The sequence below is a fragment of the Streptomyces endophyticus genome, assembly GCF_035798155.1.
Taxonomy (GTDB): domain Bacteria; phylum Actinomycetota; class Actinomycetes; order Streptomycetales; family Streptomycetaceae; genus Streptomyces; species Streptomyces endophyticus.
On the sequence record NZ_JAOZYC010000075.1, the window covers coordinates 135,145 to 146,831 of the forward strand.

The 11,687-nt window shown below is 73.4% G+C and carries 10 protein-coding genes and 1 pseudogene; 6 read left to right on the forward strand and 5 right to left on the reverse strand.

The window, feature by feature from the left end; translation table 11 throughout:
* Position 1: 1 nt before the first annotated feature.
* The 6 genes from OKJ99_RS10055 (at position 2) to OKJ99_RS10080 (ending at position 6,242) form a co-directional block, all read left to right on the forward strand.
* Positions 2–856 carry a carbohydrate ABC transporter permease gene (locus tag OKJ99_RS10055; protein ID WP_326015521.1) on the forward strand — a complete coding sequence of 285 codons (855 nt, stop codon included), beginning with the start codon at positions 2–4 and terminating at the stop codon, positions 854–856.
* An 8-nt stretch (positions 857–864) separates the two neighbouring features.
* Positions 865–1,944, forward strand: a complete 1,080-nt coding sequence (locus OKJ99_RS10060; RefSeq protein WP_326015522.1) for a glycoside hydrolase family 130 protein — start codon at positions 865–867, stop codon at positions 1,942–1,944.
* The gene (locus OKJ99_RS10065) at positions 1,941–3,173 is read left to right on the forward strand and encodes a Gfo/Idh/MocA family protein (RefSeq protein ID WP_326015523.1); all 1,233 of its coding nucleotides are present in this window, start codon (positions 1,941–1,943) and stop codon (positions 3,171–3,173) included. Before OKJ99_RS10060 ends, OKJ99_RS10065 begins: the two co-directional genes overlap by 4 nt.
* Positions 3,170–4,747, forward strand: coding sequence for a glycoside hydrolase family 13 protein (locus OKJ99_RS10070; RefSeq protein ID WP_326015524.1), 1,578 nt, complete (start codon positions 3,170–3,172; stop codon positions 4,745–4,747). The genes OKJ99_RS10065 and OKJ99_RS10070 overlap by 4 nt, the downstream gene beginning before the upstream one ends.
* Positions 4,748–4,897: 150 nt before the next feature.
* Positions 4,898–5,410 carry a hypothetical protein gene (locus tag OKJ99_RS10075; RefSeq protein WP_326015525.1) on the forward strand — a complete coding sequence of 171 codons (513 nt, stop codon included), beginning with the start codon at positions 4,898–4,900 and terminating at the stop codon, positions 5,408–5,410.
* Between the two features lie 97 nt (positions 5,411–5,507).
* Positions 5,508–6,242, forward strand: a complete 735-nt coding sequence (locus OKJ99_RS10080; protein WP_326015526.1) for a dienelactone hydrolase family protein — start codon at positions 5,508–5,510, stop codon at positions 6,240–6,242.
* Positions 6,243–6,306: 64 nt separating this feature from the next.
* Here the strand turns inward: OKJ99_RS10080 and OKJ99_RS10085 are convergent, their stop codons facing one another.
* The 5 genes and pseudogenes from OKJ99_RS10085 to OKJ99_RS10105 all read right to left on the reverse strand — a co-directional run.
* Entirely contained in the window at positions 6,307–7,524 is a 1,218-nt protein-coding gene (locus OKJ99_RS10085) for a 4-hydroxybenzoate 3-monooxygenase (RefSeq protein WP_326015527.1), read from the reverse strand.
* Positions 7,525–7,563: 39 nt separating this feature from the next.
* Positions 7,564–8,559, reverse strand: coding sequence for an ornithine cyclodeaminase family protein (locus OKJ99_RS10090; RefSeq protein ID WP_326015528.1), 996 nt, complete (start codon positions 8,557–8,559; stop codon positions 7,564–7,566).
* Between the two features lie 48 nt (positions 8,560–8,607).
* Positions 8,608–9,534: an ABC transporter permease gene (locus OKJ99_RS10095; protein ID WP_326015529.1), complete on the reverse strand. Its 927-nt coding sequence runs from the start codon at positions 9,532–9,534 to the stop codon at positions 8,608–8,610.
* Positions 9,531–10,673, reverse strand: a complete 1,143-nt coding sequence (locus OKJ99_RS10100; RefSeq protein ID WP_326015530.1) for an ABC transporter permease — start codon at positions 10,671–10,673, stop codon at positions 9,531–9,533. Before OKJ99_RS10100 ends, OKJ99_RS10095 begins: the two co-directional genes overlap by 4 nt.
* A 198-nt stretch (positions 10,674–10,871) precedes the next feature.
* Positions 10,872–11,582 (reverse strand): annotated as a pseudogene (locus OKJ99_RS10105) (ATP-binding cassette domain-containing protein); the annotation flags it as partial.
* Between the last annotated feature and the right edge of the window lie 105 nt (positions 11,583–11,687).

The following is an 11,687-nucleotide window of genomic DNA, read 5'->3' on the forward strand; positions in this document are numbered from 1 at the left end:
CATGAGTGCCACCACCCCGTCGGCGCCCCGCCGCTTCGCCGGCAAGGCCCCGCGCTACGTGCTGCTGTCGCTCGGCGCGGTCGTCTTCCTCTTCCCCTTCTACTACATGGTCGTCGGCTCGCTGCGGAAGGTCACGGCCGGCGATCTGTCGGCGGCCGTCCCCTCCGGCCTTACCGGCGCCAATTACGCGGCCATCAACAGCACGATCTCGCTGGCCCGTTCGCTGCTGAACTCCGGGATCATGACGATCGGCGTCCTGGTCTGCACGCTCGTCTTCGGGGTGCTCGCCGGGTACGCGCTCGCGGTGCTGAAGTTCCGCGGCAAGGGCGCGGTGTTCGGCGCGCTGCTCCTGGTGCAGATGGTCCCGTTCCAGCTGCTCACGCTGCCGCTGTACGTGCTCGTGGTCCGCGACTACGGGCTCGGCGACAACTACTTCGGCATGATCCTGCCGTTCGCGATCAACTCCACGGCCGTCTTCCTGTTCCGGCAGTTCTTCTCGCAGATGCCGCAGTCCCTCTTCGAGGCGGCGCGCATCGACGGCGCGAGCGAGCTGCGGATCCTGTGGCGGATCGCGCTGCCGATGGCCAAGCCGGCCATCCTGACCGCGCTGCTCCTGACGTTCATCGGGCCGTGGAACGAGTTCCTGTGGCCGTTCCTCGTCACCAAGAACGCCGACATGCAGCCGCTCGCCGTCTCCCTGGCGAGCTTCCTGTCCAACCTTCAGGGCACGGTCGCCAACCCGGCCGGCGCCCTGCTGGCCGGCGCGTGTGTGCTGGCCGTCCCCGCGGTGGTCCTGTTCCTCGTGTTCCAGCGCCACTTCACCTCCACCGACATCGACTCCGCAACCAAGGGCTGAATCCGCACATGAGCAACACCGACAACTCCACGGCCATCCCGTACCGCATGGTGCGCAAGGGCGTCGTCATGTCCCCCCTGGCCGGCGAGGCGAACGAGGTCGAGGGCGTCCTGAACCCGGCCGCGGGCCGCACCCCCGACGGCACGCTGCACCTGCTGCCCCGCCTGGTCTCGGAGGGCAACGTCTCCCGTGTCGGCCTCGCCGAGGTCATCTTCGACGAGCAGGGTGTCCCGAACGGCGTCGAGCGCCGCGGCGTCGTCCTCTCCCCCGACGAGGGCTGGGAGCGCGGCAAGAACAACGCCGGGGTCGAGGACCCCCGCATCACCTGGGTCCCCTCGCTCGGCAAGCACGTCATGTCCTACGTCGCCTACGGCCCGCTCGGCCCGAAGCCGGCGCTCGCCGTGTCCGAGAACCTCGCCGACTGGACGCGCCTCGGCCCCATCCAGTTCGCGTACCAGGCCGACCTGGACACCGACCTCAACCTCTTCCCGAACAAGGACGTCGTCCACTTCCCGGAGCCGGTCCCGGCCCCGGACGGCACGATGTCGTACGCGATGCTGCACCGCCCGATGTGGGACCTCGGCTGGTTCCGCGAGGGCGAGGGCGTGCACCTGCCGGCCGGTGTCACCGACGAGCGGCCCGGCATCTGGATCTCGTACGTGCCGGTCGCCGAGGTCGAGGCCGACATCCGCGCCCTGGTCCGCCCGCGGCAGCACACGCTGGTCGCGCTGTCCGCGTACGAGTGGGAGTCGCTGAAGATCGGCGGCGGCCCGGCCCCGATCCGGGTGCCCGAGGGCTGGCTGCTCATCCACCACGGTGTCTCCGGCTCCATCGAGGACCCGTGGGCGCAGAACCAGAAGGTGTCGTACGCGGCGGGCGCGATGATCCTCGACCCGGCCGACCCGTCGAAGATCCTCGCCCGCTCGGACGCCCCGCTGATGGCGCCGGAGACCGAGGAGGAGATCTCCGGCACGGTGCCGAACGTCGTCTTCCCGACGGCGATCGAGGAGATCGACGGCGAGCTGTACGTCTTCTACGGCATGGCCGACGCGCACATCGGCGTGGCCCTCCTGGAGCGCACCGCATGACCGCGGGCGCCCCGCACACACCGCTCGGTATCGGCCTGGTCGGCTGCGGCGGCTTCGCGGAGTTCGTTCTGGACGCGATCGCCGGGCTGCCCGGCCTGCGCCTCGCGGCGGTCGCCGACCCCTCGCGCGAGCGGGCCGCCGCGCTCGCCGAGCGGCACGGCGTGCCGGCGCTTGGCTCGCTCGACGAGCTCCTGGAACGGGAGGACGTGGCGGCCGTGCTGATCGCGACGCCGCCCGCCACCCATGCCGCGATGGCCACCAAGGCGCTGCGTGCGGGGCGCCATGTCTTCTGCGAGAAGCCCCTCGCCACCACGACCGAGGACGCGGCGGCCGTCGCCGACGAGGCGCGCCGCGCCGGTCGCGTCCTCGTCGTGGACCACGTGCTGCGCTACAACCCGCTGCTGCGGGCGGTGCAGCGGCTGACGGAGCGGGAGCTGCTCTCGCCCGTCCGCCGGTTCCTGTTCGAGAACGACGCTGCCGACGAGGACCTCGGCCCCGACCACTGGTTCTGGGACCCGGCGCATTCCGGTGGCATCTTCGTCGAGCACGGCGTGCACTTCTTCGACGCGGCGCGGGCGCTGCTCGGCTCGGACCCGGTGAGCGTGCGGGCCACGGCGGTGGCGCGGCCCGGAGGACCGGTCGACATGGTGAGCGCGGATGTCGTGCACCCCGGCGGCGTCCTCGCCTCCCACCTGCACTCCTTCACCCACGCGCACCGCGCGGAGCGGCAACTCATGCGCCTGGACCACGGGTTCGAGGAGACGCGGATCACCGGCTGGATCCCCGCCTACGCGGAGATCTCGGCGTGGACCGACGAGGCGGGCGCCCGCCGCTGGGAGCAACTGCCGCTCCAGCTCGGCCCGTTGCTGGCGGTCGACGGCTTCCGGCCGCACGGCGACGAGCAGCTCACGGTCCATGTCGAGCGCGACGCGGGACCTGCCGGACCCGCCCGCGGGCGCGGCGAGCGGCGCACCGCCCCGCACCACGTGCACGCCGTCATCGACCTCGGCGGCGAGGCCCGCAAGCCGTATGTGTACGCGCAGAGCGTGCGCGCCGCGATGGCCGACCTCGTACGGGCGGTGCGCGAGGGCACGCCTCCGGCGGCGGACGCCCTCAGCGGCTTCGGCGCGGTGGCGGTCGCCGAGGCGGCCACGGTCGCCGCCGCGACGGGCCGCGAACAGCCGGTCATCCCCACGTTCCCGTGGGCTTCGGAAGGGTCCTCCGCATGAGCTGGTGGCAGGACATGGTCTGCTACGAGGTGTACCCGCGGGCCTTCGCCGACTCGAACGGCGACGGTGTCGGGGACCTTCCCGGGCTGACCGAACGCCTCGAACACATCAAGGACCTGGGCGCGGACGCGGTGTGGTGCACGCCGTTCTATCCCTCGCCGCTGGCCGACGGCGGCTACGACATCGCCGACTACACCGGCGTCGCCCCGGACCTGGGGACGACCGCCGACGTCGACGCGCTCACCGCCCGTGCCCACCAACTGGGCCTGAAGTTCATCGTCGACCTCGTCCCGAACCACACCTCCGACCAACACCCCTGGTTCCTGGAGGCGCTGGCCGGCGGGCCCGGTTCGGTCGAGCGGGAGAGGTATCTGTTCCGGCCGGGCCGGGGCGCGGGCGGTGAACTGCCGCCCAACGACTGGCAGTCGGCGTTCGGCGGGCCCGCCTGGACGCGGGTCGCGGACGGCGAGTGGTACTGCCATCTGCACGCCGCCGAGCAGCCCGACCTCAACTGGCGCAGCCCGAAGGTGCGCGACGCCTTCGCCGACGTGCTGCGGCACTGGCTCGACCGGGGCGTGGACGGCTTCCGCGTGGACGTGGCGCACGCCCTGTTCAAGGCGGAGGGCCTGCCCGACGCGGGCCCGGGGCAGCACACCGACCCGTTGCGCAACCACCTCATGCCCTATTACGACCAGGAGGAGCTGCACCCGCTCTACCGCGAGTGGCGCACCCTGCTCGACACCCACCCCGCGCCGCCGGGTGCGGTGCGGCCCGAGGACCGGGTGATGGTCGCGGAGTCGGCGGTCTTCGACCCGGCCAGGCTCGGCCGCTACATCCGCCCGGACGAGATGCACCAGGCCTTCAACTTCGCCTTCCTGGAGGCCTCCTGGGACGCGAAGGAACTGCGCGAGGTGATCGACGGCTCCTTCGCGGTGCCCGGCTCCGCGGTGACCTGGCTGCTTTCCAGCCATGACGCGCCCCGGCCCGTCACTCGGCACGGTTCCCTGGCGCGCGCCCGTGCGGCGGCGCTGCTGATGCTGGCGCTGCCCGGATCCGTGTACCTCTACCAGGGCGAGGAGCTGGGCCTTCCGCAGGCGTTCGTGCCCGACGACCGCATCCTCGACCCGCTGTGGGAACGCTCCGGGTGCACCGAGCGGGGCCGCGACGGCGCGCGTGTCCCGCTGCCCTGGTCCGGCACGGCCGCGCCGTACGGGTTCAGCAGTGCGGCGCCCGAGGCGGCCTGGCTGCCCCAGCCCGACGACTGGGCGCCGCTCACGGTGGCCGCGCAGCAGGCGGACCCGGGCTCGACGCTCGCCCTGTACCGGCGGGCGCTGCGGCTGCGCCACACCCATCCGGCGCCGGATCCCGCGGCGCCCCCGCGGTGGCTCTCCGCGCCCGGCGCGTCCCATCTCGCCTTTCGTCGCGGGAACTTGGTGTGCGTGGTGAACCTGGCCGAGCAGCCGCTCCCCCTCTCCGCCCTCGGCCTCACCGGCCCTCCCCTCCTCACCAGCGGCCCCCTCACGGCGGGCGCGCTGCCGCAGGACACGGCGGCGTGGCTGGTGTCCCCGGCCTGAATCGACCGCCCGCCGGCCCTTCACGTTCCGGCATGTGCCACCAGCGAAGTCCAGCCCCATCATGGAAGTCATGGCCAAAACCTCACCCAACGGCTCCGTCGGATTGATGAATCCGCTGACCAGACAGGGCAGTTGACGTATGGTCACCCAATGGACGGAGCGCAGTGGTTGGCCTCCTGTCACCGAAAGCCGAGCGAGGCATATGCCGCATGGGAGCAGTCGCCGTATCTGGCGAGACTTCCGGCGGGTCGCGACTGGGACGCCTTGCGCGTCCAGCAGCCGCTCGGTCTGACGGTGCTGTGGGAGCTGGGCGAGGAGGCGGACGCCGTGCCGGTGCTCGAGGAGCACGCCAAGCCGCGCCCGGTGTTCTACATCCTCACGCGCCCCGACGTGGCGGGCGCCCCGGCCTGGCCCGAGACGGAGGACGTGCGGATGCTCACCGCGGGCGAGGGCCTGTCCATGCCTTCCCCGGACGCCGACGGCATCACGGGTGTGCGCCACCACTCGTTCCTGTGGCGCACCCCGCCGGACGGCAGCGGCACGCTGGTCGCCCCCGACCTCCTGCGCACCGCCCTGAAGTCGGCCCTCGACCCCGGTCGCCAGGCCGAGCGGATAAGAGCGGCCCGCGCCGTGTTCTGGGCGAGCAAGCGGCACAGCCACTGAAGGACCCGCGCGGAGGGCCTCCACAGCGGGCAACTGTACTGTGCACTGATATCAGTTGTTCCAGGAAGGATGATCCGCCATCGCCACCAGCAAGACAGTGCAGATACCCACCCCGGACGGCCGGGCCGACGCCTTCGTCGCCTTCCCTGACGACGGCGCGCGGCATCCGGGCGTACTGCTCTACATGGACGCCTTCGGCGTGCGGCCCGTGATCGAGGAGCTGGCCCGGGAGCTGGCCGGGCACGGCTACTACGTGCTCGTGCCCAACGTCTACTACCGGCGCGGGGCCTCGCCCGTCGTCGAGCTTCCCGCGCACATCAGCGAGGAGAACCGGCCGGAGATCTTCGGCAAGCTGATGCCGCTGCTCCAGGAGCACACCGCCGAGCGCGCCCTGAGCGACGCCGACGCCTACGTCGACTTCCTCTCCGCCCAGCCCGAGGTCGCCGAGGGCCCCATCGGCACGACCGGCTACTGCATGGGCGCCGCCCTGGCCCTGCGCACCGCCGCGGCCCGCCCCGACCGGGTCGGCGCCGTCGCGGGATTCCACCCCGGCATGCTCGTCACCGACGCCCCCGACAGCGCGCACCTCTCGGCCGACAAGATCGCCGCGCGCGTGCACCTGGGCCTCGCCGAGGGCGACCTGTCCCCCGAGGCCGTCACCGAGCTCGACAAGTCCTTCGAGGCCGCCGGGGTCGAGCACTCCATCGAGCTCTACCCCGGCAGCGTCCACGGCTTCACGATGGCCGACACCTCCGCCTTCGACGCGGACGCCCTCAAGCGCCACTGGGACCGGCTGCTGCCGCTCCTCGACGGCGCCCTGCGGGCCGGCTGAGAGCCGGGCGCAGTACGGGCGCGGCGCCCACCCGACAGTTGTCGTCGGTGGCGCCGCGCTCCTCTCAGTACCCTTCGGCCGCCCCCAGATACTGCTCCGCGAACGCCGTCGCCGCCGCCCGCGACGTGAACAGGCGGCGCAGCCGGGCCAGCGTCGTCCCCGTGCGGAACGGGTCGCCGGCCGAGGCGCCGTGGTAGACCTCCGACAGCCACTGCGAGAACTCCTGGTAGTCCCATACGCGCCGCAGACAGGCCTCTCCGTACCCCTCCAGGCCACTGCTGTCGCCCGCCGCGTGCGCCACGAGCGCGTCCGCAAGAAGGAACGCGTCGTGCAGCGCGAGGTTGAGGCCCTTGGCCGCGATGGGGGCGACCAGGTGGGCCGCGTCCCCGGCCAGGAAGAGCCGCCCGTACGTCATGGGTTCGGTGACGTAGTCGTGCATGTCGAGGACGCGCTTCTCGATCAACTCGCCCTCGGCCAACGGCGCGGCGCCCTCGGCGGCGAGGCGTCGGCGCAGCTGGGTCCACACCCGTTCGTGCGACCAGCCCTCCGGGTCGTCGCCGGGCGGGCACTGCAGGTAGTAGCGGGTGACCTCGGGGCTGCGCGGCATCTGCCCGGCGAAGCCCTCCTCGTGCATGCCGAACAGGACGCGGTCCGCCGACGGCGGCGCCTGGGCGAGCAGCGCCAGCCAGCCGATGCCGTAGTCGTGCCGCGCGACACGGACCCGGCCGGCGGGGATCGCCTCGCGCGTCACCCCGCGGGCCCCGTCACACCCCACGACGAACTCGCAGTGCAGCACCCGCCGTTGGCCGGTGTCGCCGCAGGTGTACGAGACCGAGGGGCGCTCGCCCTCCAGGTCATGGAGGCGTACGTCGCGGACACCGAAGCGGATGTCCCCGCCGCGTACATCGGCGTACTCGCGCACCAGGTCGGTCACGAGCAGCGGCTGGGGGTAGACGAAGTGGTGGTGCCCGGTCAGTTCGGTGTAGCCGAAGCGGTGCCGCTCGCCCGCGAAGCGGAACTCGCACGCCGTGTGCCGCTCCGCGTGCTTGAGCAGCCGCGCGGCCAGACCACGCCGGTCGAGGGCGCGCACCGCCCACTCCTCGATGACGCCCGCCCGTGGCCGCCGCTCGATGAACGTACGGCTCTCGCACTCAAGGACCACGCAGTCGACGCCCGCGGCGCGCAGGATGTTCCCGACGGTGAGGCCGGCGGGGCCCGCACCGACGACGACCACCGAACTCCGTTCCGACGTAGTCGTGTTGGGGCGCATCATGTCCGTCATGTGACTCATTATTGCCCGGCGGGTGACCGGGACTGCCGGTCACGATCCCAGGTCGACCGGGACGCCCGCCCCCCGCTCCCCCGCCAGGTCGATCAGCATGCGCGCGACGGCCAGGTCCTGAAGGCCCACGCCCACCGAGTTGAACAGCGTCAGATCCGTGTCGGAGGTGCGGCCCGGGGCGCGGCCGGTGAGGACGTCGCCGAGTTCGACGCGGAAGTCGTCCTCGCGCACGGCCCCTTCGGCGAGCGGGACGAGGACCTCACCGGACTTGGCCCGTGCCGTGTCATAGGCGTCGACGACGACGCGGCAGCGGACGACGGCCTCGGTGTCGAGTTCGCGATGGTCGGGCCGGGGCGGGGCGCCGACCGCGTTGATGTGCTGCCCCGGGCGGAGCCAGGCGCCGCGGACCACCGGTTCGCGGGACGGGGTGAGAGTGCACAACACGTCGGCCGCCTCGGTCACGGCGCGCGGATCGTCCAACACCTTTGCGGGGAGCCCGAGTTCGGCGGTGATCCAGGCCGCCAGGCCGTGGGCACGCTCCGGGGTGCGACCCCACAGGACGACCTGCCCGTAGGGGCGGCCGGGGAGCAGGGCGCGAGCGTGCGCGCGGGCGAGGGGTCCTGTGCCGATGAGACCGAGGGTCGTCGCGTCGACGCGGGCGAGGGCGCGGGTGGCGACGGCGGTGGCGGCCGCGGTGCGGACGCGGGTGAGTTCGGCGCCGTCCAGAAGTGCCGCGCAGGCGCCGGTGCCGGCGTCCATCGCGAGCACGGTGGACCGCTGCACGGGCAGCCCTGCCGCAGGGTTGCCGGGGAGGTCGGCGAGGAGCTTCACGGTGGCGAGCCGGTCGGTGGCCGAGGCGGCCGCCATCGCGACGAACGCGCCGTCGCCGTCAGGGAGGCGCATGGCGGGCGGCGCGGGCAACACGGCCCGGCCGCGTGCGAGGTCGCGGTGGGCGCGCGCCACGGCCGCCTCCACCGCCTCGGCCCGGTCGGCCAGCAGGGCGCGGATGGTGGAGCGGGTGAGGATCAGGGTCATCGTGCGGGGTCTCCTCGATGAGGTACGGGTGCGGGTGGGGTGTGCGGGTCAACTGCCGCGCACGAAGGGGGTGGTGAGCCCGGACGGGGCGCGGCTGCGGCCCACCAGTCCGCTCACGGCGAGGAGGGCGAAGACGTACGGCAGGGTGGTCAGGAGCGGCGCGGACAGGTGCAGGCCGAGCGCCGGCGCCGCGAACTGGAGGGACTGGGCGAGCCCGAAGACGAGGCAGGCGAGAAGGGTCGGCCAGGCGCGCCAGCGGCCCGCGATCACGGCGACGACCGCGAGGTAGCCGATACCGCCGGTGATGTTGTCGCTGAAGGCGTGCACCTCGGCCAGGGCGAGCTGGGCACCCGCGAGGGCGGAGGTGACGCCGGTGAGGAGCACGGTCGCGTACCGGACCGTACGGACGGGCAGTCCGCAGCGGTCGGCGGTGGCGGCGTCCTCGCCCACCGCGTCGACGGCGAGCCCCCATGTCGTGCGACGGCTCAACGCGAAGGCCAGCACGGCGGTGACGGCGAGCGCCGCGTATCCGAGCAGGGTCTGCTCGAACAGGGCCGGGCCGAGAACGGGGATGCGGTGCAGGCCGGGGACGGGCAGCGGGTCGAAGCCGGGCAGCGCGTTCTCCCGCGCGTCGTCGCCGAACAGCAGCCGGGATCCGTACGTCGTGACGCCGAGCGCGAGGGCGTTGGCAGTAATGCCCGTGACGATCTGATCGGCACGCAGGGTGACGCTGAGCAGTGCCTGGAGCGCGGCGAAGAGGAGTCCCGCGCCGAGCGCGGTCAGCACGCCGATGCCCGCGCTGCCGGAGGCGTACGCTCCGGCGGCGCCCGCGAAGGCGCCGGTGAGCATCATGCCTTCGACGGACAGGTTCAGCACTCCCGCGCGTTCGCTGAGGAGTTCACCGGAGGATGCGAGCAGCAGCGGCAGCGCCATCCGGACGCCGCCGGAGGCAAGTTCGTCGACGACGGCGCTCATGACGTGCTCCCGGGGCGACGGTGGGTGATCAGCATGGCGGCGGCGACGAACAGGACGAGCACGCTCTGCACGATCTGTACGGTCGACGCGGGTACCTGGGCCGCGAGTTGGAGGTTGATGCCGCCGCTGGTGAGGAAGCCGAAGAGGAGACTCGCGGCGGCGACGGCGGTGAACGAGCCGCGGGCGAGCAGGCCGACGACGAGGCCGGAGAAGCCGTAGCCGGAGGAGAAGTGTTCGGCGAGGACGTACGGGGCGGTGGCGACGAGGGAGGCGCCCGCGACGCCTGCGAGGCCGCCCGCGAAGGCGAGGCCGCCGCCTTCGAGCCGGCCCACGGGCAGCCCGAGCCGGGCCGACGCGGCGGGCGAGTGCCCGACGGCGGTCAGACGCAGTCCGACGGCGGTGTGCCGGAGCACGATGCCCGTGGCCACGGCGAGGACGGCGGCGATGACGACGACGGCCGTCGCGGGTGACTCGGCGCCGCCGATCAGGGGCAGTTGGGCGCCGGCCGGCAGCGGAGCCGACTGCGGCAGCGTCTCGGAGGAGGTGACGGGCTGCCGCAGCAGCGCCTCTTCGTGCACGGCGACGGCGACCATGCCGATGCCCACGAAGTTCAGCAGCAGCGTGGTGATCACTTCGCTGGTGCCGCGCCGCACCTTGAACCATGCGGCGATACCCGCCCATCCGGCCCCGGCGAGGAACCCGGCCGCGAGGACCAGCGGCACCCCGAGGGGGCCCGGTGTGCCCGCGGGAAGGGCGAGCCCGGTGGCGGCGGCCGCGACGCCGCCCGCGCACAACTGGCCCTCGCCGCCGACGTTCACGAGTCCGGCGCGGTGCGCGACGGTGAACCCGGTGGCGATGAGGGCGAGCACGGCGGCGGAGTTGAGGGAGCTGCCGACGGCGTACGCCGAACCGAACATGCCCTCGTTGAGCGCGGCCCAGGCGACGGCCGGGTCGGCGCCCGCGCCCACGACGAGCACGAGGCCCACACCGACGGCGAAGAATCCGGCGTACGCGGCGACGGACACGGGGTGCCGGGCCAGGCCGCGCAGCCGGGCGGCGTCACGGCCGGGACCGGTGCGGGCGGCGGAGGGCGGAGGGGCCGCCGGGGGTGGTGGCGTGGCGGTGGCGGACAGGGGCATGGCGGTCCTTGGGCGGGTCGGGGTCCGGCTGGGCCGGTGGCGGTGGCGCGGCGAAGGGGGCGGCGCGTGTGGGCGGAGGGAGGGTCGGCGGGGTGCGGTGCGTGTGAGGGACCTGCGGATCACTGCCGCGGCGGACGTGCGTCGATCCACGGGACGGCGGAATCGACCGGCCGCCCCGTCCCCTCGTACCGCGTGGCGTCAGACTCCCGCCCGGGCACCTGCGCCGCTCGCGTCGGCGCCCACCATCAGCTCCCCGATCCGCTCCCGCGCGGCGGGGTCGCTCGGGTCGACGGGGCCCAGGAGGCGGCCTCGGTAGGCGATGAGGACGCGGTCGCACAGCGCCAGCAACTCGTCGAGTTCGGCGGAGACGACGAGTACGCCCGCACCGCGTCCGGCGGCGTCGCGGATCCGGCTGTGCACCGCGTCCACCGCGCCGATGTCGAGACCTCGCGTGGGCTGCGCCGCGGCGAGACAGACCAGCGGATCGAGCGCCAGCTCCCGGGCCAGGACGACCTTCTGCTGGTTCCCGCCGGACAGCGACGCCATCGGCGCTTCGGGCCCGGCGGCGTGGACGGCATGGTCGGACAGAACCTCGGCCGTGGCCCGCGCGAGGGCGCCCCGGTCCAGGAGGAAGCCCAGCCTGCGGAACCGGCCCAGGCGCCCGAGGTGCAGGTTCTCCGCGACGGACAGCTGCGGGACGCAGCCCTCGTGGTGCCGGTCCTCGGGCACCACGCCGAGCCCCGCGCGGGTTCGGGCCGCGGGCCCGGCCCCGGTCAGATCCCGGCCGCCGATCTCCACCCGGCCGCGCTGCGGCGTACGGGAGCCACCGAGGACGGCCATCAGCTCGCTCTGCCCGTTGCCCTCGACGCCGGCGACACCGACGATCTCGCCGAGCCCGATGTCGAGTGCGACCCCGTCGAGGGCGTACGTGCCGTCGGGGCGGCGATCGTGCTCGACTTCGCGGAGGTGCCGGCGCACATGTTCACGTCGATGTTCACGTGTGCGCGGACCGCC